Origin of the sequence: Pantoea sp. M_9 (genome assembly GCF_008631385.1) — a bacterium.
Lineage (GTDB): Bacteria > Pseudomonadota > Gammaproteobacteria > Enterobacterales > Enterobacteriaceae > Pantoea > Pantoea eucrina.
This window is the reverse complement of the sequence record NZ_VWUF01000014.1, coordinates 34,634-59,106: the sequence shown is the minus strand read 5'-3', so window position 1 is coordinate 59,106 and position 24,473 is coordinate 34,634. Positions and strand designations below refer to the sequence as shown.

Annotated in this window: 20 protein-coding genes; 12 read left to right on the top strand and 8 right to left on the bottom strand. The window is 55.6% G+C overall.

The features are described 5' to 3' along the window. Positions 1–11 precede the first annotated feature (11 nt). Positions 12–2,213: a catalase/peroxidase HPI gene (gene katG / locus F3I15_RS15950; protein ID WP_150018584.1), complete on the top strand. Its 2,202-nt coding sequence runs from the start codon at positions 12–14 to the stop codon at positions 2,211–2,213. A 104-nt stretch (positions 2,214–2,317) separates the two neighbouring features. Here the strand turns inward: katG and F3I15_RS15945 are convergent, their stop codons facing one another. Together F3I15_RS15945 and F3I15_RS15940 are read right to left on the bottom strand one after the other, a co-directional pair. Beyond that, positions 2,318–3,388: an ATP-binding protein gene (locus F3I15_RS15945; RefSeq protein WP_150018583.1), complete on the bottom strand. Its 1,071-nt coding sequence runs from the start codon at positions 3,386–3,388 to the stop codon at positions 2,318–2,320. Next, positions 3,385–4,089 (bottom strand): response regulator, encoded by a 705-nt coding sequence (locus tag F3I15_RS15940; RefSeq protein ID WP_150018582.1) that lies wholly within the window; start codon positions 4,087–4,089, stop codon positions 3,385–3,387. The genes F3I15_RS15945 and F3I15_RS15940 overlap by 4 nt, the downstream gene beginning before the upstream one ends. A gap of 292 nt (positions 4,090–4,381) precedes the next feature. Between F3I15_RS15940 and F3I15_RS15935 the strand changes: the two genes are divergently transcribed. The 4 genes from F3I15_RS15935 to F3I15_RS15920 all read left to right on the top strand — a co-directional run bounded on the left by F3I15_RS15935 (position 4,382) and on the right by F3I15_RS15920 (position 9,971). Continuing rightward, positions 4,382–4,810, top strand: coding sequence for a transporter (locus F3I15_RS15935; protein WP_223810725.1), 429 nt, complete (start codon positions 4,382–4,384; stop codon positions 4,808–4,810). A gap of 162 nt (positions 4,811–4,972) precedes the next feature. Next, entirely contained in the window at positions 4,973–8,065 is a 3,093-nt protein-coding gene (locus F3I15_RS15930) for a multidrug efflux RND transporter permease subunit (protein WP_150018581.1), read from the top strand. 65 nt (positions 8,066–8,130) lie between these two features. Beyond that, on the top strand, positions 8,131–8,703 hold the full coding sequence (locus tag F3I15_RS15925) for a GNAT family N-acetyltransferase (RefSeq protein ID WP_150018580.1): 573 nt from the start codon (positions 8,131–8,133) through the stop codon (positions 8,701–8,703). A 158-nt stretch (positions 8,704–8,861) separates the two neighbouring features. Beyond that, positions 8,862–9,971 (top strand): SDR family oxidoreductase, encoded by a 1,110-nt coding sequence (locus F3I15_RS15920; protein ID WP_150018579.1) that lies wholly within the window; start codon positions 8,862–8,864, stop codon positions 9,969–9,971. Positions 9,972–10,056: 85 nt separating this feature from the next. On the opposite strand, the gene F3I15_RS15915 is transcribed toward F3I15_RS15920, so the two are convergent. The 3 genes from F3I15_RS15915 to F3I15_RS15905 all read right to left on the bottom strand — a co-directional run bounded on the left by F3I15_RS15915 (position 10,057) and on the right by F3I15_RS15905 (position 13,383). Next, positions 10,057–11,187 carry a polysaccharide export protein gene (locus F3I15_RS15915; RefSeq protein ID WP_150018578.1) on the bottom strand — a complete coding sequence of 377 codons (1,131 nt, stop codon included), beginning with the start codon at positions 11,185–11,187 and terminating at the stop codon, positions 10,057–10,059. A 277-nt stretch (positions 11,188–11,464) separates the two neighbouring features. Then, positions 11,465–12,235, bottom strand: coding sequence for an amidohydrolase (locus tag F3I15_RS15910; RefSeq protein WP_150018577.1), 771 nt, complete (start codon positions 12,233–12,235; stop codon positions 11,465–11,467). Further along, positions 12,223–13,383 carry a pyridoxal phosphate-dependent aminotransferase gene (locus F3I15_RS15905; protein ID WP_150018576.1) on the bottom strand — a complete coding sequence of 387 codons (1,161 nt, stop codon included), beginning with the start codon at positions 13,381–13,383 and terminating at the stop codon, positions 12,223–12,225. The genes F3I15_RS15910 and F3I15_RS15905 overlap by 13 nt, the downstream gene beginning before the upstream one ends. A 127-nt stretch (positions 13,384–13,510) precedes the next feature. On the opposite strand from F3I15_RS15905, the gene F3I15_RS15900 reads away from it, so the two are divergent. Beyond that, the gene (locus tag F3I15_RS15900; RefSeq protein WP_150018575.1) at positions 13,511–14,206 is read left to right on the top strand and encodes a hypothetical protein; all 696 of its coding nucleotides are present in this window, start codon (positions 13,511–13,513) and stop codon (positions 14,204–14,206) included. Positions 14,207–14,268: 62 nt separating this feature from the next. Here F3I15_RS15900 and fadE read toward each other — a convergent pair whose 3' ends face one another. Beyond that, entirely contained in the window at positions 14,269–16,713 is a 2,445-nt protein-coding gene (fadE, locus tag F3I15_RS15895) for an acyl-CoA dehydrogenase FadE (protein WP_150018574.1), read from the bottom strand. Positions 16,714–16,955: 242 nt separating this feature from the next. On the opposite strand from fadE, the gene lpcA reads away from it, so the two are divergent. Continuing rightward, positions 16,956–17,534, top strand: coding sequence for a D-sedoheptulose 7-phosphate isomerase (gene lpcA / locus F3I15_RS15890; protein WP_065650032.1), 579 nt, complete (start codon positions 16,956–16,958; stop codon positions 17,532–17,534). 48 nt (positions 17,535–17,582) lie between these two features. Beyond that, the gene (locus F3I15_RS15885; RefSeq protein WP_150018573.1) at positions 17,583–18,350 is read left to right on the top strand and encodes a class II glutamine amidotransferase; all 768 of its coding nucleotides are present in this window, start codon (positions 17,583–17,585) and stop codon (positions 18,348–18,350) included. On the opposite strand, the gene dpaA is transcribed toward F3I15_RS15885, so the two are convergent. Further along, complete coding sequence (gene dpaA, locus F3I15_RS15880) at positions 18,321–19,061, bottom strand: peptidoglycan meso-diaminopimelic acid protein amidase (protein WP_150018572.1); 741 nt, start codon at positions 19,059–19,061, stop codon at positions 18,321–18,323. The genes F3I15_RS15885 and dpaA overlap by 30 nt on opposite strands. A gap of 245 nt (positions 19,062–19,306) precedes the next feature. Here dpaA and dinB point away from each other — a divergent pair, with 245 nt between their 5' ends. Continuing rightward, on the top strand, positions 19,307–20,362 hold the full coding sequence (dinB, locus tag F3I15_RS15875) for a DNA polymerase IV (RefSeq protein ID WP_071668489.1): 1,056 nt from the start codon (positions 19,307–19,309) through the stop codon (positions 20,360–20,362). 40 nt (positions 20,363–20,402) lie between these two features. On the opposite strand, the gene pepD is transcribed toward dinB, so the two are convergent. Next, entirely contained in the window at positions 20,403–21,863 is a 1,461-nt protein-coding gene (gene pepD, locus F3I15_RS15870; RefSeq protein WP_150018571.1) for a beta-Ala-His dipeptidase, read from the bottom strand. Positions 21,864–22,116: 253 nt separating this feature from the next. Here pepD and gpt point away from each other — a divergent pair, with 253 nt between their 5' ends. The 3 genes from gpt to crl all read left to right on the top strand — a co-directional run bounded on the left by gpt (position 22,117) and on the right by crl (position 24,454). Then, positions 22,117–22,575 carry a xanthine phosphoribosyltransferase gene (gene gpt, locus F3I15_RS15865; protein ID WP_007887137.1) on the top strand — a complete coding sequence of 153 codons (459 nt, stop codon included), beginning with the start codon at positions 22,117–22,119 and terminating at the stop codon, positions 22,573–22,575. 121 nt (positions 22,576–22,696) lie between these two features. Next, positions 22,697–23,944: an esterase FrsA gene (frsA, locus tag F3I15_RS15860; protein ID WP_039382875.1), complete on the top strand. Its 1,248-nt coding sequence runs from the start codon at positions 22,697–22,699 to the stop codon at positions 23,942–23,944. A gap of 108 nt (positions 23,945–24,052) precedes the next feature. Further along, positions 24,053–24,454 (top strand): sigma factor-binding protein Crl, encoded by a 402-nt coding sequence (gene crl / locus F3I15_RS15855; protein ID WP_039382877.1) that lies wholly within the window; start codon positions 24,053–24,055, stop codon positions 24,452–24,454. The last annotated feature ends 19 nt before the right edge of the window (positions 24,455–24,473 follow it).

Here is a 24,473-nt window from a genome sequence, read left to right as displayed (position 1 = left end):
GGAGCCGAATAATGAGCACGCCAGAACATAACGATAATGCTGCAGCGTCCGGAAAATGTCCTTTTCATCATGGAGCGTCAGAAGAGAAGAGCGTGCTTGCACGCGGTGCCGGCAGCGGCACCTCTAACCGCGACTGGTGGCCTAATATGCTGCGGGTCGACCTGCTGAATCAGCACTCCAGCCGCTCTAATCCGCTGGATGAAAATTTCAGCTACCGCGAGGCGTTCAGCCAGCTTGACTACGCGGCGCTAAAAGCGGATATCCGCGCGCTGCTGACCGATTCACAATCATGGTGGCCCGCCGACTGGGGCAGCTACATTGGCCTGTTTATTCGTATGGCGTGGCACAGCGCCGGTACCTACCGCACCATTGATGGCCGCGGCGGCTCCGGACGCGGACAGCAGCGCTTTGCGCCGCTCAACGCCTGGCCCGATAACGTCAGCCTTGATAAAGCACGACGCCTGCTCTGGCCGGTAAAACAGAAGTATGGCCAGAAAATTTCCTGGGCCGATCTCTATATTCTGGCGGGTAACGTCTCCCTGGAGAACGCCGGTTTCCGTACCTTTGGTTTTGGTGCCGGTCGTGAGGATGTCTGGGAGCCGGATATGGATGTGGACTGGGGCCATGAAAAAGAGTGGCTGGCGCACCGTCATCCCGAGAGCCTCGCAAATGCCCCGCTGGGCGCCACCGAAATGGGCCTGATCTATGTGAACCCTGAGGGGCCGGAAGCGAGCGGCGATCCGCGTTCTGCAGCTCCGGCGATCCGCGCCACCTTCGGCAACATGGGCATGAACGATGAAGAGATCGTCGCGCTTATCGCAGGCGGGCACACGCTGGGCAAAACGCACGGGGCGGCCGCCGCCAGCCACCTTGATGTCGATCCTGAAGCCTCACCAATTGAAGCGCAGGGCTTTGGCTGGCATAACAGCTACGGCAGCGGCGCCGGCGCAGATGCCATCACCTCTGGTCTGGAAGTGGTCTGGACGCAGACGCCAACCCAGTGGAGCAACTACTTCTTTGAGAATCTGTTCAAATATGAGTGGGTGCAGACGCACAGCCCGGCGGGCGCGATTCAGTTTGAAGCGGTGGATGCCGAAGCGATCATCCCCGATCCGTTTGATCCGGAGAAAAAGCGCAAGCCCACCATGCTGGTGACCGATCTGACGCTGCGTTTCGATCCGGAGTTTGAGAAGATCTCGCGCCGCTTCCTGAACGATCCGCAGGCGTTCAATGAAGCGTTCGCCCGCGCCTGGTTCAAGCTGACTCACCGCGATATGGGACCCAAAGCGCGCTACCTCGGTCCGGAAGTACCGAAAGAGGATCTGCTGTGGCAGGATCCGTTACCGCAGCCAGTGCATCAGCCTGGCGCTGATGATATTGCGCAGGCTAAAGCGCAGATTGCCGCATCGGGCCTGAGCGTCAGCCAGCTGGTCTCCGTGGCCTGGGCATCCGCTTCAACGTTCCGTGGCGGCGATAAGCGCGGGGGGGCTAACGGCGCGCGTCTGGCGCTGGCACCGCAGAACGGCTGGGCGGTCAATGCCGGCGTGGTAAGTGATGTGCTGCCGGTCTTGCAGCAGATCCAGCAGGCGTCCGGCAAGCTCTCGCTGGCGGATATCCTTGTGCTGGCAGGCAGCGTTGGTATTGAGCAGGCGGCAGCCGCCGCTGGCGTGGCGGTACAGGTGCCGTTTATGCCGGGTCGCGTGGATGCGCGTCAGGATCAGACCGATATTGAGTCGTTTAACGTGCTGCAGCCGCTGGCCGATGGCTTCCGTAACTATCGTCGCGTGCAGAGCGGTTCCTCAACGGAGACCCTGCTGCTGGATAAAGCGCAGCAGCTGACGCTGAGCGCGCCGGAGCTGACGGCGCTGCTGGGCGGCCTGCGCGTGCTCGGCACCAACTATGACGGCAGCCAGCACGGCGTCTTTACCGATCGCCCGGGCGTGCTGAGCAACGACTTTTTTGTCAATCTGCTCGATATGCGCACCGCATGGCGCGCCACTGATGAACGCGCTGAGCTGTTCGAAGGGCGCGATCGCGAAAGCGGTGAAGTGAAGTATCACGCCACGCGCGCCGATCTGGTGTTCGGTTCTAACGCCATCCTGCGCGCGCTGGCGGAAGTGTACGCCAGCAGCGATGCGAAGCAGAAATTTGTCCATGACTTTGTGGCCGCCTGGACGAAAGTGATGAACCTGGACCGTTTCGATCTGGCGTAATCATCCTGCGCTGAATCGCGCCTGATACGCCCGTGTAAAAGCAGAACCGGAAGCCGCGCGCTTCCGGTTTTTTTTATTTGCCGGAAAATAGCCTGTAGCGCAGATCAGGCATGCCCGGCTGGCCAGGCGAGCCGGAAAATGGAATGCTGCTGTGACGTTACCATGCAGGTGGCATTGCCGCCGTGTGCCTGCATAATAGCCCGAACAACAGAGAGCCCCAGACCACATCCTTTTGGATTCGCTTCTCTGGCACTTATCCCGCGCTGAAAAGGCTGAAACAGCAGTGGCTGAAATTCAGGCGGAATACCGGGCCCTTCATCCTGAACGAGAATGTAATGCTCTCTCTCTGTCATACCATTTTTTATTACCAGGGTGCGTGATGTGGAGTAGTGCAGCGCATTGTCAAACAGCACGGTCAGGCACTGCGTCATGCGCAAAGCATCACAGACGCAGAGCTGTGGAGTGAGTTCAGTGATAACCGTAAAGCCTTTGCTTTCAAATTCCGGCGTAAATACGTCAATGGCATGTGTAATCAGCTGCTGTAAATCGGTTTCATGCGGGTCCAGCAGGTAGCCAGCTCCGCCAGCAGAGCTGACCACGCGTAAATCTTCAATCAACCTGTTTAAGCCTTCGGTTTGTCTGAGCAACTTTTCAAACAGAATCGGGTCGGGGCCAAAAACGCCCTCCACCAGCCCCTGTAAACGGCCACGTAATATAGTAACCGGTGTCCTGAGTTCGTGTGCGATGGCCGCATTCCACAAATTTCTCTGCTCATCGAGCGTCTGCAGCTTCTCCGCCATTTCATTAAAATCTTTTACCAGACTGTTGATCTCGCCCAGCATTGAGGTTGTACAGAGCGCCCGGGCGCTTAAGTCACCGGCAGATATCTTTTTCAGGCTGGAAGCAATTGTGTTCAGCGGAGTCAGTATGCGCGAGGAGAGCTTCACCGTAAAAAACAGCGAGATAACCAGACTGGAGAGCGTCATAACCAGCACCCAGATCCAGTCCCACAGATTCATGGACTCTTCTGCACCCGCTGTATTTTCGCCAGGAATATAGTCAGTGATGAAGGTATAAAACAGCCATGAGCCTGCAACTGAGATGGTAACGATAATAAAAGTCAGCGACAGCATATAGGTGAGTATCTGGCGACTGAGCACAGGCTCCCGGCTCATTGACTTTCTCCCAACCGATATCCCATTCCTCTGATACTTTCCGGCACACCCATCAGACCGGCATGCTCAAGTTTTTTACGCAGTTTACTCATATGACTATCTACCGTTCTGTCGAGTGTGTCTCCCTCAGGCAGGCAGGCGTTAAGTAGCTCTTCACGGGAACAGACTTTACGTGGACTTCTTGCCAGATAGGTCAGAAGTTTAAACTCGGTAGTGGTAAGTACTGGCGTTATGACGCTCTCTCCTGCTTTAACTTCCAGATAAAAGTCGTCAGGATAAATAGTGATATGAGCTGTTCGTACTGGCCTGGCTGCCTCAGCGGGCACATTACGCGCGGCTCGTCTGAGGACAGCCTCAACCCGGGCAATGACTTCAGAAGGGTTAAAAGGTTTGATGACATAATCATCAGCTCCCAGCCTCAACCCCATCAGTTTATCGATATCCTGATCGAGAGCGGTGACCATAATAACCGGCACATTGCTCTCTTTACGCAGCGTGGTCATGACGTTCCAGCCATCAAGCAGGGGAAGGTTGATATCCAGCAAAATCAGGTCGGGCTTTTTCAACCGGCTCAGACTGATGGCCTGCTCGCCATTGGCTGCCCTCAGGCTGCTCATGCCTGCTCGCTGCAAATAGCTCATTAATATATCTGCTATTTCATCATCATCTTCAGCAACAAGAATTAAAAAGCCGCTATTCATTTATTCTCCGGAAGAGCCAGGTAATGCTGGCTGGCCGGGGGGCAGAAGCAGGCAGCATAATCTTTTGCTCAAAAAGGTAACTGATATCTCATCAGGACAGGCTGGTTTAAAAAAAGTTTCATAAGGCTGACCCTATTTCTGTGCCGCTGCCTTATCTGCACGCGCCGGGGGATCTTAATGCAATCTCCACAAACCACAGATAAACACTCCATAGTGCAATGGGATAATGAAAAAAACAGGCATGCCTCTCTGGCTTTTCATTAATTGAGCGTAAAAGAGAACAGGATACCCGATGACAGGCGCTAACAGAGATACAGACGAGATGAATGGCCTCCAGGATGTTTTTATCAAAAGATTACGTGTGCTGGCACCTTTTATCTCAGTTTCATGGGGGTTACTTTATCTCTGGCTTATACTGGCGCACGCCGCTGACGACCGGGTATCGCATACGCTTATAGCGTCACCATTGATCTATCTCTCTATTGTGGCAGCCGCTTTACTGCTGGTGATGCAGAAGAGGTCCGGGGCATTAAAAGAGATACTCATTATTGCATTCTGGCTGCTGGTGATAATGCTCTGGCTGGTGTCATTTTTCTCCAGCATGCTGAATCTGCATCCGGGATTAAATGAATTACTCTTTTATTATGAATGTTTTTTGATTTTATTTTTCTGCGGTTCGCCACTCTATCTGATAATGCGAATAATGAATGCTATTTGCTAGCCGTTATTTTAAGGTTTTTTGCTCCATAATCTATCCATAAACCTCACATACAGCCTAAACAATGGCGCGTTAAACTGCATCCCTGTCTGGTTGTCACTGCGTAGCAGGTCTGTTACGGGCAGAAGTATGCTGTAGTCAGTTGCTGAGTATGAGATAAATGTAATGCCGCTATTTTTTATTCACCGCCCGGTTTTCGCCTGGGTTATTGCTCTGTTTATCGTTCTCAGTGGCGTTTTATCGATTCCGCATCTGCCGGTTGCTCAATATCCTGCGGTTGCACCGCCCAGTCTGATTATTTCAGTGAGCTATCCGGGCGCAAGCGCAGAAGCCATGAACACCTCGGTGGTGTCGCTGATAGAGCGCGAGATATCAGGCGTTGATCATCTGCTCTACTTTGAGTCATCCAGTGACACGACGGGCATGGCTTCTATTACGGTTACCTTTAAACCGGGTACTGATATCAAACTGGCGCAGATGGATCTGCAAAACCAGCTTAAAACGATTGAGCCACGGCTCCCGCAATCTGTCCGCCAGAATGGGATTAATGTTGAAGCGGCAAATGCCGGCTTTCTGATGATGGTAGGTCTGCAATCCCGGAATGGTGCGTTTCAGGAAGCGGATTTAAGTGATTACTTTGCCCGCAATATCGCGGACGAACTGCGGCGGGTGCCGGGGGTTGGCAAAATTCAGCTGTTTGGCAGTGAAAAAGCGCTGCGCATCTGGCTGGATCCGGCGCGACTGCACGATTATAAACTTTCTGTCACGGAAGTGCTTACGGCAATCAGTCAGCAAAATGTCATTGTTTCGCCGGGGAGAACCGGCGACGAGCCTGCCATCGACGGGCAGGCGGTAACCTGGCCTATCACGGTCAGGGGCCAGCTTACGTCTGCGGAGGCGTTTGGTAATATTACCATCCGGTCCGATGTAACCGGCGCACGCCTCAGGCTTGCAGATGTGGCGCGCGTTGAATCCGGACTGCAGAGTTATGCATTCGGCATACGCGACAATGGCCTGCCAGCCACGGCTGCTGCTGTTCAGCTGGCGCCCGGCGCTAATGCTATCAGCACTGCATCGGGCATTCATAACCGGCTTAAGGCGCTCACCGGCTCGCTGCCTGAGGGAATAAGCTTTACCGTGCCTTTTGATACCGCGCCCTTTGTAAAACTCTCCATCATCAAAGTTATTGAGACCTTTGCAGAAGCGATGGTGCTGGTATTTCTGGTTATGCTGCTCTTTCTGCATAAAATTCGCTGTACGCTTATTCCGGCTATTGTGGCACCGGTTGCGCTGCTGGGCACATTAACCGTGATGCTGCTGTGCGGGTATTCCATTAATATTTTAACGATGTTTGGCATGGTGCTGGCTATCGGCATTATCGTTGATGATGCCATTGTGGTCGTGGAAAACGTCGAACGTTTGATGGCAGAAAAAAATCTGTCACCCCGCGACGCAACCCAGGAAGCGATGCGCGAGATCACGCCTGCGATCATTGGCATTACGCTGGTACTCACTGCCGTCTTCATACCCATGGGCTTTGCCAGCGGATCGACCGGAATTATCTATCGTCAGTTCTGCATTTCGATGTCGGTGTCGATTCTGCTGTCAGCCTTTCTTGCGCTGACGCTGACGCCCGCATTGTGCGCTACTCTGCTCAGGCCGCACGATAATGGTTTACGCAGCGCCCGGACATTTTCAGCCCGCTTTAACCGGCGTTTTAATGCGCTTACGGCTCATTATGAATCGGGCGTCAGCGCACTTCTTAAACGAACCGGCAGGATGATGCTGCTCTACCTGGCACTATGTATAGCGCTGCTGGCTGGTTTAGCTACGTTGCCGTCCTCTTTTTTGCCTGAAGAAGATCAGGGCTATTTTATGTCGTCTCTTCAGCTGCCTTCCGACGCCACGATGCAAAGGACGCTTAACGTGGTTGAAAAGTTTGAGCATGAAATAGCGCAACGGCCAGCCATTAAAAATAACATTATGATCCTGGGTTTTGGCTTTTCAGGCTCTGGTCCTAACACGGCGATGGCGTTTACGACGCTGAAAGCGTCCAGGGATCGTGGCGGCAGCAGTGCGAAGACTGAAGCGGATTATATTCAGCAGCAGATGGAAAGCGTGGCGGATGGCGTTACGATGAGTTTGCTGCCCCCTGCTATTGCCGATCTGGGGACCTCTTCAGGCTTTACCTACTATGTGCAGGATCGGGGAGGGCGGGGCTATAACGCGCTAAAACAGGCGACCGACGAACTGATACGGCGTGCAGGCCATCATCCTGCGCTGGCAGAAGCATATATCGACGGTTTGCCGGACGGCACCAGCCTGTCGCTGAAGATCGACCGGGAAAAAGCAGAGGCGCTGGGTGTTTCATTTGATGAGATAAACCAGACCCTTTCTGTCATTGCAGGATCCAGTTACGTTAATGATTATGTCAACCAGGGGCGGGTACAGCAGGTTATCGTTCAGGCGGATGCAGCATACCGCATGCAGCCTGAGCAGCTGCTGCAGAGCTGGGTCAAAAACCGCAGCGGTCAGATGGTTGCGCTATCCAGCTTCGCGTCGATTGAGTGGGGCGTTGCACCGCAGCAGCTGAATCGCTATCAGGGCTATCCCGCTATTCGTATTACCGGTAGTGCTGCCCCCGGCGTTTCCAGCGGCACCGCCATGCAGGCCATTGACCAGCTGGCGCAAAATCTGCCAGATGGATTTGCCGGCGAGTGGGCTGGCAGTTCGCTGCAGGAAAGAGCGTCTGCAGAACAGCTTCCGTTACTGATTGTGCTTTCCGTGTTGGTGGTATTTATGGTGCTGGCAGCGCTCTATGAAAGCTGGTCTGTGCCGGTGGCCGTTATGCTGGTTGTACCACTCGGGCTGACTGGGGCTGTAATTGCGGTTGCCATTGCACAGATGACGAATGATGTATTTTTTAAAGTCGGACTGATTACCCTGATTGGGCTTTCGGCCAAGAATGCCATCCTGATTATAGAATTTGCCCGCCATTTACAGCAGCAGGGTGAGACCCTGACGGCGGCGATTCTGACTGCGTCACGGCAGCGCCTGCGCCCGATTATAATGACATCACTGGCCTTTACGCTTGGCGTTGTTCCGCTCATGCTTGCCAGTGGCGCAAGCGATAGTACACAGCATGCCATCGGCACAGGCGTATTTGGCGGTATGATCAGCGGTACGCTACTGACAATATTTTTTGTACCCATATTTTTTACCATAGTGATGCGTTTTGTTAAGAAAAGCGCGGAGTAGCACAATGGTATCTGCGGACAAGCTTCAGTAATCAATCGTTTTATCACATGGTAGCGCGAGGCATAATGAATATTATTACCACTTCAAGACTGATTATTCGTCGGTTTTGTCAGAGCGATGGCGCGGCATTATTCAGCTATCTGCACAAGCCTGGCTCCCCCTGTTTTTATGATGAAAGAGTAGCGTCGCTGGCGGCTGCTTATCTGGAAGCGGAAAAACGATCGACAGATAAAAGTCAGTTTGCCGTGTGCCTGAAAGAGAACAATCAGTTAATAGGCCATCTTTTTGCTGAGAATGGGAATGATGAACCTGACAGGCACACCTGGTCAGCCGGCTGGCATTTTTCTCCGGCATTTCACGGTCAGGGATATGCCTGTGAATCGGTGGCGGCACTGTTTGATTATCTTTTTAAGCAGCAATATGCCCGGCGAATTTATGCCTGGGTGGAAGATTATAATGTTCCTTCGCGCAATCTCTGCGTTCGCTTACATATGCGGCAGGAAGCATGCTTTAAGGAGTTCGTCAGTTTCATCACTGAAAATGGTGAAGCGCGTTATGACGATACGCTGGTGTATGCCATTCTGAAAAAAGAGTGGGATGCGAAGCGAAATAAAAATAATGGCGATAATGCTGAGTGAGAGAGTGAACTTTTTTTATGGAGTAAAGACTAATATCTGCCATCAGAAATGATGCAATATATTCAAATAATAGATTCCAGTCAAAGGGTGAATGCGCTATTTAGCGCTATTTGCCAGAGCAGCTTATGTCTGCTGTGTCATAATTAAAGAGAAAAGAGATGAAGAAAATACTGGTTACAGGGGCTACCGGCTTTTTGGGCGGTGCTATTGCTGCTGAGTTAATGGTAAATGAAAACCCAGAGAAATTGCTTCTTCTTGCGCGAGGCGATGCAGAGAGTAGCGCCCTGGAACGGGTGAAGGAGAATTTAGCTAAGTTTGGCATCAGCCCCGCTCAGCTAAATACCCTTTCAGCGCAACAAATCATAGAAGGCGATTTATCAAAGCCGAAAACTTTTATTGCAGATCTCAGGCTGAACGATGTGGAAAAGGTAATTAACTGTGCCGCAATCGCTTCCTTTGGTAACAATCCGCTAATCTGGAAAGTAAACGTTGAGGGCACGTTTCAGCTTGCCAGCCGCATGAGTAAAGTAAAGGGATTAAAACGCTTTATTCATGTGGGTACCGCGATGTCATGTACGCCTGAACCTGACAGCCATGTGACAGAAGCGATCGCGCCCACGCAAAGAAAAGACCATATCGTAGAGTATACCTGGAGCAAATCGACGGTAGAGCAGATGATAAAAGAGCACCTGCCGGGCTTTCCGTTAATTATTGCCCGGCCATCTATTGTGGTAGGACATACCGAGCATGGGTGTATTCCCTCCGCCAGCATTTTTTGGGTGTTTCGCATGGCGCTCAGACTGGGCAAGTTCATGTGCAACCTTGATGACAGAATCGATGTTATACCGGTTGATTACTGCGCCAAAACCATAGTCAGGCTGCTTCAGGCAGCTGAACTTGATCATCCGGTTTATCATATCTCCTCCGGTAGAGAGAGCAGCGTAACGTTTGCAGAGATTGATCGTGCTATGGCGCTGGCTTCAGGCTCCCGACCCATCTCGGCCAATTATAAAAAAGTCGGCTATAAAGAGTTATCCCGGGAAAAGCATAATTTCAAAACGCTTTTTGGCGACTGTAATGAAAAAATCGTACTGAAATCGATGAGTTTGTATGGCGAGTTTTCAAAGCTAAACGTGACTTTTGATAATGAAAAAATCCTGAAGCTCGGCATGCCAGCCTCACCCAGGTTTACCGATTATATTGCGGTCTGCCATAACTCAGTAAAAGAAAAAACGCTTTCTGAATTAATGGCTGTCGATTTCAAATAATATGAATGCTTAATAGGGTAGTGCTATATTTAAGCACTACCCTGGATGTCGCTCAGTGGACATGGCGCCTGAAGTTAATTTTTTTTCAGGGTATCCTTTTAACTGCGGTGCTTAGCTTATTAACCGCGGTTATGGCAGGTATGAGTTGCCTGACAATCCGATTCCAGCGCGTCAGTGGCGTTGCGGTAACATAGACAATATCATAGGGCTGTAATTTGAAATCACTGGCCAGTGCCATCGCTGCCGCATTTCTCAGGTTAATTTGATAAATATCAGCGATTCTTTTTTGTTCTGGTGCCTTTAATTGTCTGATGACAAAAATGCCCGTGGCATCTGCCGTGGTCTGATCTATCCCCCGCGCACTGCTGATAGCCTCTGTCAGCGTCATGCCGCTTCTGTCCATCAATAATGTTTTTTGCGCGCCTGTTTCACCCATGACAAAAATCTTCCGGGAATCGTTACGCGGGATGTAAAGAATATCACCATGATGCAATAGAGCGTTTTGTGTCAGGTCGCCCCTCTCCAGCAGCAACTTAAGTGATATCGGGTGCTGCACGGCATTATGCGTTAGTGTGGCATTTTCCCAGTCCGCCTCTTTCGTCAGGCCGCCTGCAGCATTAATTGCGTCGAGCACGGTCAGCGGAATATTAGTAATGGGCTGCTGGCCGGAACGCATCACTTCGCCACTCACATACGCTTTCCGGGAGCGAAAAGCGGCTATTTTCACATCAACCTGCGGGGATTCAATGTAGTGGCGAAGTCGTGCAGTTATCTCTGTCCTGACCTGTTCTGTAGTTTTATTAAGAACATAGATACTGCCCGTATAGGGAAAATAGAGGGTGCCGTTAGGCCGGACAGTGCTGCCGGTTTCCGTTGAGTCACGATACTGACCCGCCGGAGACGTAATTTCCGGATGATCCCAGACGGTAATACTCAGTACATCACCTACGCCGATGCGATAACAATAATCGTCTTCCGGCAGCCGGAAAATATGTTTTGAGCGGTTTTGCTGACCGGCTTCATTAAGCTGTTGCAGCATTACCGGACTTAACAGAGTGACCCTGACCAGCGCGTTAATGTCAGAGCGCTCGCGGTTATCGTTAACCAGCGTTTTATTGGCCAGCGGCAGGTCCTGACCTGGCTGCACGGTACAGCCGCAAAGTATTAACGCAACACTGAGCGCTGAATGGCGAAATAGTCGCAATTTACTCTTCATTAATCCGGTCCATAAAAAAAGTGCACAACAGCAAGGGGTTTCAGAAATTATCAGTAGCGGCCAGCTATCATTTTGCAAAGCGATTTGCAGCGGGCTGACGATACAGATGGTGATAACTAGCTGGTATACCGAAGTAGTGCGGATTACTGATGCAGGATTTATGGAGGGAAAATGCAGGCCTGAAAAAGCAGCGTAGTTAACGCTGCTTTTCCGCAGGATAAACTAAATCCGATAAATAAAAATCACCGGCTGATTGCCTGTTGTCAGTCGCAGTCGCTCAGCCCAGTGTCCACGTATCAGCATCGCGCCACGCCGGAAAGCGCTCGCGGTACGTCTGCAGCGCCTCCAGCGACAGATCTGCATCCAGGCGTGCCGGGGTGAACGGCTCAGCCGCCGCGAGGATCTCCCCCTGCGGTGAGATAATCTGGCTGTCGCCGCGGTAGCGGTGATGATTGCCGTCGCTGCCCACCCGGTTACAGCCGGCGACATAAGCCTGATTTTCGATAGCGCGCGCCATCAGCAGCGCCTGCCAGTGATGCGCGCGCGGGGCCGGCCAGTTAGCCACGTAGAGCGCCAGATCGTAATCGTTACGGTTGCGGGAAAACACCGGAAAGCGCAGGTCGTAGCAAATCTGCGGCAGAATGCGCCAGCCGCGCCAGTAAACCCGTTCCCGGCGTTCGCCCGGCAGATAGTGCTGATGCTCCTCCGCCATACGAAACAGATGGCGTTTGTCATACTGATGCAGCGTGCCGTCTGGCTCCACCAGCAAAAACCGGTTTACCGCACCCGCTTCTGTCTGAATGGCCGCGCTGCCGCCGATCAGCGCCTGGGTGGCCCGCGCGTGATGCTGCAGCCAAGCCACCACCTCCTGCTGCGGCAGCGAAGCCTGCGCCGCCTCCATGGCAAAGCCGGTTGTAAACATCTCCGGCAGCACAATCACATCGCGTCCGCTCAGATTTTCCAGCAGTCGATCAAAATGACGCAGGTTAGCGGCGCCGTTCATCCAGCTCAGCGGCTGCTGCAGCAGAGTAATCTTCAAAGTTTGCACAGGCGCTCCGCGGCGGCGTCAAGCGTCGCCTCTTGTTTGGCAAAGCACAGGCGGATCAGCCGGTGCGGGAAAGGGTCAGCGCAAAACACCGACAGCGGGATAGCAGCGACGCCCGCCTCTCTGGTCAGCCACTCGCAGAAGCTGACGTCGTCCAGATCGGCGATCGCACTGTAGTCCAGCAGTAAAAAATAGGTGCCTTCGCAGGGTAATACCTGAAAGCGACTGGCTGCCAGCGCCTGCGTCAGACGATCGCGCCGGGCGCGGTAAAACTCAGGCAGCGTCCGGTAGTGTTCCGGCTGCTGGCGCAGCATATCCGCCAGCGCCAGCTGGGCCGGAGTATTGACGGAAAAAGTCAGATACTGATGTACCTTGCGCAGCTCGGCGCTGATAGCGGGCGGCGCTATGGCGTAGCCCACTTTCCAGCCGGTCATATGATAGGTCTTGCCAAATGAGGAGACGGTGACCGCACGCTGGCGCAGTCCGGCATGCGACAGCACGCTGGCGTGGCCTGCCGTGCTGAAACAGATATGCTCATAAACTTCATCGCTCAGCACATAAATCTCCCGATCTGCAATCGCCTGCCACAGCGCCTCCAGATCGCTCTGCTGCCAGACGGTAGCGGAGGGATTGTGCGGCGTATTCAGAATCACCAGCCGGGTACGTGCGCTGAGCCGATCGCGAAACGCAGGCCAGGCGACGCGAAACGCAGGCGGCTGCAGGGCGATGCGCTGCATCACGCCGCCCGCCAGCGTTACCGCGGGCGCATAGCTGTCGTAGCTGGGGTCAAAGCAGATTACTTCGTCGCCGGGGCGCACCAGCGCGGTAATGGCCGCGTAGAGCGCTTCCGTCGCTCCGCTGGTCACCGTAATGTCGCTGCCGGCGTCGGGCCGGTAGCCATAAAGCCCGGCGGTTTTATCCGCGATGGCGTCGCGCAGCTCCGGCGTGCCGATCATCGGCGCATACTGATTGGCTCCCTGGCTGACGTGATGCGCCAGCCGCGCCTGCAGCAGGGCGGGGCCGCTGAAATCGGGAAATCCCTGGGAAAGATTAATGGCGCCGTGCCGGGCGGCAAGCGCGCTCATCTGCGTAAAGATCGTGGTGCCGGTCGCGGGAAGCTTGCTGTCGGGAATAAGATCAAATGGCGTCATAGTAAGCTGGCCTTGCGCATAAGCAGCGTGATAAGAAACCCTGTATTGCTGACACTATAATCAGGATGCTACTCTTTGGCAATCAAGACGCTTAGATGGCTAAATGCAGCTTTTACAGGAGCAGGTAATGGCACAACCTCATGACAACAGCGCCGCCGGCGAGGCGCTGGCGCAGACTTTGCTGGCGGCATCAACCGGGATAAATGACGAAGCGGCACGCCGCCTGGCGGAACAGCTGTTCAACTGGCAGCCCGTGCCGGTGCCGGTTACGCTGCAGGCGCTGGCGGCGGAGCTGCAGCAGGATGAGGCGCTGCAGCAAATCCTCGGCGTACTGCGCTGGCGTTTCCTTACCCGTCCTGAAACACAGCTGCCTGAGCACGGCTGCGCTGCGCCTATTGGTTTTGCCGTCAGCGGGGCGTTAAGCGATCTGCTGATCCACTACTGCGCGGCTCCCGGCCAGCTGCCGCTGCGCGAAGCCGCCGATGCGCGCGAGCAGCATCTGCAGGCGGTTCAGCAGCTGTGGCGCGGATTTTCCGCCGGCTTTCGCCGCCAGGTGGGCAGCGAAGCGCTCTTCAGCTGGCCCGGCTGCGACCAGCTGCTGCTGCAGTCAGTCTGGCATGACGCTCTCGGCTACAGCGGTGCAGCGCTGATCCGGCGCAGCCTCAGCGCCATCACGCTGAGTGATTTTTCCGGTATCGATGATGACGGGATGCGCAACGCCTGTCTGCACAGCGCGCTGGCGCTGGGGCGCACCCTGATGCTGGCCGCTGACCATATTGCGGATGAAGAGGCGCTGGTTGCCCGCATTCGCCAGGCCGCGTAGGGGCTGGCGCAGGCAAAAAAAAGACGCCTCCCTAAGGAGGCGTCTGGCACCTGGTGTCGGGATTATGCCGCTTCGCTGGATCGCGCCTGCGGCCGGGGTTGTGGCTTCGGTGCGGCCAGCGCTTCCGGCACGAACTCATCCACATTAATGGCTTTCAGCCGGCTTGCTTCTGCGCGGATCAGCACCTGCGCTTCGCTCTCGTCGATCAGTCCTTCCTTCAGCGCCCGCTGCGCCAGCGCATCAAGGCGGGTAAAAGAGAGATGCTTTTTCTGCTGCTGACAGAGGCGATCGTGGATCACTTCTGCCGCCATCACATCCTGCAGCGCCTGCTCCAGCTGGCCCGCCGGATTATGCTCAGCTGGCGTCAGATACTGACCGCGGCCAAGGCGGGAGCGGGTGGCAGAAGGCAGCTGCAGCAGCTTCGCCAGTTTATGATCAAGTTTGTCTGACGGCGGCAGGCAGCGTTTGCCGCCGGCGAAGATAGCCAGGCGCAGCGCACCGGCGGCCAGACGGTTCGGAAAGTTACGCAGCAGATCGTCCATCGCCACTTCTGCCTGATGCAGCGCATCCTGCACGCCCCAGTGCACCAGCGGCAGATCGGCTTCATGGCGTCCTTCTTCGTCATAGCGTTTCAGCGTAGCGGAGGCCAGATACATCTGGCTCAGCACATCGCCAAGGCGGGCAGAGATACGCTCGCGCCGCTTCAGGCTGCCGCCGAGCACCGCCATGGAGATATCGGAGAGCAGCGCCAGGTTTGCGCTCAGGCGATTAAGCTGCTGATAGTAGTGGCGCGTCGCGTCACGCGTCGGCGCGGCGCTGGTGCGGCCGTTGGTCAGGCCAAGCCACAGGCTGCGTACCGCGCTGCTGCCAACGTGACCGATATGGCTGAACAGCGCGTGGTCAAAGCGGGAGAGATCGTTCTTCGCCGCCGCGTCCATCTCTTTAAGCACCCACGGATGGCAGCGAATGGCACCCTGGCCGAAGATAATCATGCTGCGCGTCAGGATATTGGCGCCCTCAACCGTAATGGCAATTGGCGCACCCTGATAGGCGCGGGCGAGGAAGTTGTTATCTCCGAGCATAATGCCTTTGCCGCCCGCGATATCCATCGCGTCAATAATGGCGCGCTGACCGCGGTGGGTACAGTGATACTTCACAATCGCAGAGAGCACGGCGGGCTTTTCACCCTGCATAATGCCGGTAGTGATCAGCGTGGCGGCTGCGTCCATAACGTAAGCATTACCGGCAATACGCGCCAGCGGCTCTTCAATGCCTTCCATTTTGCCAATCGCCACTTTGAACTGACGGCGGATATGCGCATAAGCGCCGGTGGCCAGCGCCACGCTTTTCAGACTGCCGGTGGAGTTAGAGGGCAGGGTGATGCCGCGCCCGACTGAGAGGCACTCGACCAGCATGCGCCAGCCCTGACCGGCCATCGCCGGGCCGCCGATAATATAGTCAATTGGCACAAAAATGTTGTTGCCGCGCGTCGGGCCGTTCTGGAACGGCACGTTGAGCGGGAAGTGGCGATGACCGATCTCCACGCCCGGCGTATGGGTCGGGATCAGCGCACAGGTAATTCCCGGCTCCGGGTTATCGCCCAGCAGGCGATCGGGATCGGAAAGTTTAAACGCCAGGCCCAGCACGGTGGCGACCGGCGCCAGCGTGATATAGCGTTTGTTCCAGGTCAGACGCATCCCCAGCACCTGCTGGCCCTGCCACTCGCCCATGCAGACCACGCCGGTATCAGGAATGGCACCCGCATCAGAACCCGCTTCCGGGCTGGTCAGGGCAAAACAGGGGATCTCCTCACCACGTGCCAGTCGTGGCAGGTAGTGATCTTTCTGCTCCTCAGTACCGTAGTGCTGCAGCAGTTCACCCGGTCCCAGAGAGTTCGGGACGCCGACGGTGATCGCCAGAATACCGGAGACGCCAGCCAGCTTCTGCAATACGCGCGCCTGCGCATAAGCGGAAAACTCCAGGCCGCCATACTCTTTTTTGATGATCATGGCAAAAAAGCGATGCTGCTTCAGATAGGCCCACAGTTCCGGCGGTAAATCGGCCAGCTCATGAGTAATCGCGAAGTCGTTTGCCATACGGCACGCTTCCTCAACCGGACCATCCAGAAACGCCTGCTCCTCATCGGTGAGGTGCGGGCGCGGGTAGTTATGCAGCTTCTGCCAGTCCGGCTTGCCCTGAAACAGGTCGCCTTCCCACCAGGTCGTGCCGGCATCGATCGCTTCCTGCTCGGTGCGTGACATCGGCGGCATGACGTTGCGAAAGCCCCGCAGAGCCGGTTTTGAAAACAGGCGCTGGCGCAGCGACGTCAGGTTAAACGGCAGCAGGACCAGCGCCAGCGGCAGCAGCAGCCAGGCGCTCCAGAGGCCGGTCAAGGCCATGGCAGCGGTCCAGAGCAGCAGGATGGCGCTGCTCAGACGCAGAGATATCTGATGATAAAAGAGGGCGCTAACCAGCAGTAGCGTCGCCACGATGGAAACCAGCAGCATAGTGAATCGCTCCGTAAGTAGTAAGAGGTCTGACCTGTTAGTCACAGGTTTAGAGCAGCCGGTCTTAATAAGCAATTCCTTTACATCACAATTACAACCAGGCTCACAAAATCATCGCGGCTGGCGCATTTATCACCTGGCGACGCTGTAGCGGACGCGTTTTCCCTGCTGCCAGCGCTTTGCGCCCCTGTGGCATTCCGTTAAACTTGCCGGGTTAACCTCTCCGCTAAAGGACATCTCCTATGTATCAGGACATCATTCGCTCGGAACTCAACGAAGCCGCCGACACCCTGACCCGATTTTTGAGTGACGACGCGAACATCCACGCTATTCAGCGCGCTGCGGTGCTGCTGGCAGACAGTTTCAAAGCGGGCGGAAAAGTGCTCTCCTGCGGCAATGGGGGATCGCACTGTGACGCGATGCATTTTGCCGAGGAGCTGACCGGCCGCTATCGCGAAAATCGTCCCGGCTACCCGGCGATTGCGATTTCCGATGTCAGCCATCTCTCCTGCGTCAGCAACGACTTCGGCTACGACCATGTGTTTTCGCGCTATGTGGAAGCGGTCGGGCGCGAAGGCGATGTGCTGCTGGGGCTCTCCACTTCCGGCAACTCCGCTAACATTATCAAAGCGATTGAGGCTGCGCGCGCGCAGGGAATGAAAGTGATCACCCTGACCGGCAAAGATGGCGGCAAAATGGCGGGCAGTGCAGATATTGAGATTCGGGTGCCGCATTTCGGCTATGCCGATCGCATTCAGGAGATCCACATTAAAGTGATCCATATCCTGATGCTGCTGATTGAAAAAGAGATGGTTAAGTAAATTACGCTGCCTTCCCGCATGCCGGGAGGGGTGAGAAGGGGGGAAGCTATGTGCGAACTGCTCGGGATGAGCGCCAATGTCCCTACGGATATCTGTTTCAGTTTTACCGGACTGGTGCAGCGCGGCGGCGGTACCGGGCCGCATAAAGATGGCTGGGGTATCGCCTTTTATGAAGGTAAAGGGTGCCGCACGTTTAAAGATCCGCTGCCGAGCGTAAATTCACCGGTTGCCCGCCTGGTGCAGGAGTATCCGATCAAATCGCACTCGGTGGTCGCGCATATCCGCCAGGCAAACCGGGGCGAGGTCTCACTGGAGAATACGCATCCGTTTACCCGCGAGCTGTGGGGCCGCAACTGGACTTACGCACACAACGGACAGCTTAAAGGCTATCGCCAGCTCGACAGCGGCCACTTTCGCCCGGTGGGGGAGACCGACAGTGAAAAGGCGTTTTGCTGGATCCTCTCACAGCTGCAGGCGCGCTATCCGCGCACGCCAGGCAACTGGCCCGCCGTATTCCGCTATATTGCCGAGCTCGCCGGCGAGCTGCGTGAAAAGGGCGTTTTCAATATGCTGCTATCGGATGGTCGCTATCTGATGGCGTTCTGCTCCACCAATCTCTACTGGATCACGCGGCGCGCGCCGTTTGGTAAAGCGCGCCTGCTGGATCAGGATGTGGAGATCGATTTCCAGCAGCAGACCACGCCACATGATGTGGTGACGGTTATCGCCACGCAGCCGCTGACCGGAAATGAAACCTGGCACCGGATAGCGCCAGGCGAGTGGGCACTATTTTGCCTGGGTGAGCGCCAGGAATGATTTGGACGCCGCGTCCGGTGCAGAAAGTACCGGCGTGTTGTTCACCGCATACTGACCCGTTGCGGTGACGTTAACGCTGGGCGGTACGTGATATTTAGCAAAATAGGCGTAGCCCGGCTGCAGTTCGNAAAAATCGATGTAGGTCGAATAGCGATGACGCTGAAGATTGCTTTCCGTCATGCGGAACGGATAGATATTCAGCTGCATCTCCTGCTGGCCGTTACGCAGGGCCGCATTAACGTAGTTGAAAATCTCATCCATTGAGCCGTTGGTCATGGCGTAGCAGCCCACGGAAACGCAGTCGCCGTGAATCATCAGATAGTTGCCGTTATAGCCCTTGCTGCGATCGTACTGGTTAGGAAAACCGGTATTGATGGCGCGGTAAAAGCGGCTGTCGGGTTTCAGCTGATTAAGTTTAACGTTGTAGAAACCTTCCGGACTTTTGAAGTCGCCCTGGCGGCGCTTGGGACCGAGTCCGCCGGAAAAATTACAGATGCGATAGCTGTCCAGCAGGCGATATTCATTACCGATTTTGCCATAGAGCTCCAGCGTACGCTCTTCTTTGAAAATCTGAATAAACACCGGCGTACCCAGCAGTTGTTTCTTTAACTCTTTGCTTACCGGAGCCAGCGGCTGTGCGGGTTCAGGTGTGATTGCCCAGCTAAGGACTGGCATAAGAATCATCGCGAACAGCAGTGCGATTCTGCCCATTCTGTGTGTACCTTGAAGTGAAGAAAAACTCAGACGCGCAGCGTCACTCAGTTGCATTATCGGAAATATCCGCTATCGCTGCGCAACATTAACATTGTCTGGCTTTTAATCAAGATAGCGGGCAACAAAATGGCGCAAAGTTGTGAAGCATCGGGGGAGTAAAAACGCTCAGGCGCGACATTGATGATGAGGAAGATTGCTCAACGCCTTCGCTACTGTATACTTAGCCAGTGTCCGGAGGGGGTATGCGCAAAATCATTCATGTCGATATGGACTGCTTTTACGCAGCGGTTGAGATGCGTGACGATCCGTCGTTGCGGGATATCCCTATCGCCATTGGCGGCAACCGCGTTCAGCGCGGAGTCATCAGTACTGCTAACTATCCGGCGCGCAAATATGGCGTGCGCAGCGCTATGCCGACCTCGACCGCGCTGCGTCTCTGTCCGCATCTGCGCCTGCTGCCGGGGCGTTTTGACGCCTATAAAGAGGCCTCGCGACAGATCCGCGACATCTTTCTCCGCTATACGCCACTGATTGAACCGCTCTCGCTGGATGAAGCCTATCTGGATGTCACCAGCAGTCTGCACTGCCAGGGGTCGGCGACGCTGATGGCGCAGGCGATCCGCGCGGATATCTTGCGCGAAACCGGGCTGACGGCGTCGGCCGGCATCGCACCGATCAAATTTCTGGCGAAAATCGCCTCCGACCTTAATAAGCCTGACGGCCAGTATGTGATCACCCCGCAGGCGGTGCCGGCGTTTCTGCATGAGCTGCCGCTCAGTAAGATCCCGGGCGTGGGCAAAGTGGCGACCAAAAAACTGGAGGAGATGGGGCTGCGTACCTGTGCTGACGTGCAGCGCGCCGACCTGGCGCTGCTGCTGAAGCGCTTCGGAAAGTTTGGCCGCTCGCTCTGGGAACGCAGCAACGGCATTGACGACCGCGAAGTGATCGTCGAACGTGAACGTAAGTCGCTCGGGGTAGAGCGCACGCTGCCGGAAGATATCCACCACTGGGAGCAGTGCCTGCCGATTATTGACTACCTCTATGCGGAGCTGGATCGCCGTCTGGGTGCTATCCGGCCAGATAAGCAGATCGCCCGGCAGGGGGTGAAATTTAAGTTCAGCGATTTTCAGCAGACCACGCAGGAGCACGTCTGGGCGGTGCTGAATAAAGAGGATATGGTGGCGGTGGCGCGTCAGGTCTGGGAAGCGCGTCGGGCAGATCGCGGGGTAAGGCTGGTGGGGCTGCATGTCACGCTGGTGGACCCGCAGCTGGAGCGCCAGCTGCTGCTGGGACTCTGAAATCTCCCCTGCCCGGCAGCGGACAGGGGAGCAACATCAATTACGCTTTTGCCGGAATCGCGTTCAGCAGCGCAGTGAGCAGCTTCCAGTAGAGGCCAACGCTCTCAATATGCACCTGCTCATCCGGCGAGTGCGGGCCGGTAATGGTCGGTCCGATAGAGACCATATCCATATGCGGATAGGGTTTTTTGAACAGACCACACTCCAGACCGGCATGGATCACCTGAATGTTAGGCGTTTTACCAAACAGCGCTTCGTAGGTGGTGCGCGTCAGCGCCATGACCGGTGAGTCGGCGTCAGGCTGCCAGCCCGGATAACCGCCTTTTGGCGCGGTCTGTGCGCCCGCCAGCGCGCCCAGCGAGGTCAGCGTTTCTACCACCCACTCTCTGCCGGTATCGATCAGCGAACGGATCAGGCAGATGATCTCAGCGTTAGCCTGATCCATGCTGACCACACCCACGTTCAGCGAGGTTTCAACCACGCCTTTCGCCACGTCTGAATTACGGATCACGCCGTTAGGGGTGCTGTTGAGCAGGTTGATAAAGCGATTGCGGCTCTCTGCGCTCAGCGCCTCAGCCTGCTGCGCCAGCGGCTCGGTCTGCAGTACAATATGCTTCTCTTTGCTGCCAAGCTCGTTGAGCAGTACCGCCTGGAAGTGCATCGCCGCAGATTTCAGCGCATCCACTTTGTGGCTTTCTACGGCCAGCGTGGCAAAGGCTTCACGCGGGATCGCATTACGCAGCGTGCCGCCGGTAAAGTCGATCAGACGCAGATCCAGCTCGCGGGCATGGGCGGCAAGAAAACGCGCCAGCAGTTTGTTCGCGTTGCCAAGACCCAGGTGGATATCCGCACCGGAATGACCGCCTTTCAGCCCTTTGAGCGTCAGCTTCAGCGTTTCATAGCCGGCCGGCACCGCTTCGCGGCTCAGCGGCAGTGTGGTAATAAAGTCGATGCCGCCCGCGCAACCCATGTAGATCTCACCCTCTTCTTCAGAGTCGGTGTTGATCAGGATCTCTGCCTGCAGCCAGTCCGGCTGCAGGCCAAATGCGCCATCCATGCCCGACTCTTCGGTCATAGTCAGCAGCACTTCCAGCGGGCCGTGCGTCAGGCTGTTGTCAGCCAGTACCGCCAGCGCTGACGCCATGCCGATGCCGTTATCTGCACCCAGCGTAGTGCCGCGCGCTTTCACCCACTCGCCGTCAACCCACGGCTGAATCGGATCTTTCGTGAAATCGTGGGCGGTATCGTTGTTCTTTTGCGGCACCATATCCAGGTGCGCCTGCAGGGCAACCGGCGTGCGGTCTTCCATGCCGGGCGTGGCAGGTTTGCGGATCAGAATATTGCCGACCCGATCGCGTTCGACCCAGAAATTCTGCTCTTTGGCCCAGCTGACCACATATTCAGCCAGCGCCTCTTCATGATAAGAAGGGTGGGGAATAGAGCAGATTTTGGCGAAGATATCCCACAGCGGCTGCGGGGAGAGTTGAGACAATTCAGACACAACGCGTCTCCTGTATCAGCGTGGCGGACAGGCCGCTCGCACGCAGTTTCCGGTTTAAGATCGCCGTCAGCTCATCTGACGTGATGAGCCAGAGAATATCACCCTTTATTCGCAGGCGCGTCATCAGGCGCGCTAAAAACCTGCAACCAGTGTGACGGATGCTGGTTTTTAACGCGTCAGATCCTTATAATCTCGCGCAACCTTTTCCCCCTTGCATATTTTTAAGCCACTTTTGGTGGTTGGGATTCCTTTTATGAGCGAAAAATACGTCGTAACCTGGGACATGCTGCAGATTCATGCCCGTAAACTGGCCCAGCGCCTGCTTCCTGTGGAACAGTGGAAAGGTATCATCGCGGTAAGCCGCGGCGGTCTGGTTCCGGCATCGCTGCTGGCGCGTGAGCTGGGTATTCGCTACGTCGATACCGTCTGCATCTCCAGTTACGATCACGATCACCAGCGCGAAATGAAAGTGCTGAAGCGCGCTGAAGGCGACGGTGAAGGCTTTATCGTTATCGACGATCTGGTCGACACCGGCGGCACCGCGCAGGCAATCCGTGACATGTATCCGAAAGCGCGTTTCTGCACCATCTTCGCCAAGCCTGCTGGCCGCGCGCTGGTGGATGACTACATTGTGGATATCCCGCAAAACACCTGGATTGAGCAGCCGTGGGACATGGGCGTGGTCTATATTCCGCCAATCGTCAAAAGCTGATTGATGCAACGCAAACAACGCCCGGTTAAGCCGGGCGTTGTGCTATTCGCGCCTCGCGCAGCCGGAGCGGGTGCAGTAAACTCATAGCCATCTATGCGACCGCCGCAGGAGAAACCGTCAGATGGCCGAAAAAAATCTTAGCGAAGAGTTATTCAAGCCGCGTTTTAAACATCCCGAAACCTCTTCCCTGGTGCGCCGCCAGCATCACGCTACCGCGCAGGTGCATAACGCGCTGGAGGGTGATACTCAGCGCGGCTGGTATCGCATGCTCAACAAACTGCTCTGGACATGGCGCGGCCTGTCACCGCAGGAGATCAGCGAAGTTCTGGCGCGTATCGCCGTCAGCCGCTTTGAACACACCGATGAGGCGCTGCTGGATACGGTAATCGGCTATCGCGGCGGCAACTGGAATTTTGAGTGGTCAAAGCAGGCGGCGCTCTGGCAGCAGCGGGCGATGCAGAGCGAGCAGCATGATGAAGCGGGCCAGCAGTGGCTGCATGCGGCGAATCTCTACAGCCTCGCGGCCTATCCCTATATTAAAGGCGATGAGCTGGCGGATCAGGCGCAGGTGCTGGCTAATCGCGCCTATGAAGAGGCGACCCGGCGGCTGCCTGGCGAGCTGAAATCGCTGACGTTTCCCGTCAGTGGCGGCAGCCCGGTTACCGGGTTTCTGCATATGCCGGCGCAGGCCAGCGCACCTTATCCCACCGTAATGCTGTGCGGAGGGCTTGATTCGCTGCAGAGCGATCACTATCGGCTATTTCATGACTACCTGGCCCCGCGCGGTATCGCTATGCTGACGCTGGATATGCCATCGGTTGGCTATAGCAGTAAATGGACGCTGAACCAGGATACCAGCCATCTGCATCAGCAGGTTCTGCGCGAGCTCAGCAATGTGCCGTGGATCGATCACACCCGCGTGGCGCTGTTTGGCTACCGCTTTGGGGCCAATATTGCGACCCGACTCGCCTGGCTTGAGGTGCCGCGTATCCGTGCCGTAGCCACGCTGGGCGCGATGGTGCACGGCGTGTTTGTTGACGCGGCGCGTCAGCAGCAGCTACCGGACATGTATATGGATATGCTGGCGAGCCGGCTCGGTATGGCGTCAACGTCCGACAGTAACCTGCGCATTGAGCTGAATCGCTATTCGCTAAAAGTACAGGGTCTGCTGGGACGCCGCACCCCGGTGCCGATGCTGGCCGCTTACTGGCCGGACGATCTTTTCAGCCCGGAAGAAGACTCGCGCCTGATTGCCGGCTCGTCGGCGCAGGGGAAAACGCTGGCTATCCCGGCCTCACCGGTATTTCACAGTTTTGAGAAAGCGCTGAATCAGATCTGTGACTGGCTCAGCAAACAGTTGCAGCGGTAACTGGCAAAATGCAAAACCTCTGCTAAAACTTAATGTCGGCCTACTACGCGCTGCGCCCTTTGCGCAGCGCGCTGCTTTTTTACGGTTTATTTGAGGGAGAGAATTAGCATGACGTTACCGAGTGGTCACCCCCGTAGTCGCCTGCTTAAGCGCTTCACCGAATTGGGGCCGTACATCCGTGAAGGAAAATGCGAAGATACGCGTTTCTTTTTTGACTGCCTGGCTGCCTGCGTAAACGTAAAGCCTGCACCAGAGAGCCGCGAGTTCTGGGGCTGGTGGATGACGCTGGATGCGCACAGCGATCACTTTACCTACGAATATCACTTTGGCCTGTTTGATAAAGAGGGCGACTGGAGTGTGACAACCATTAAAGGTAAAGAGAATAATGAGCGTGTAGAGAGCACACTGCGTAACTTTCATGAGCGGCTGAAAGCGATGCTGCACGAGCAGAAGCTCGATCTGCGCCCCGCCGCTGGCTTTAAAGAAGAGCCGGTTAAGCTGAGCGCATAACGTAAAAAAAGAGCCGGTC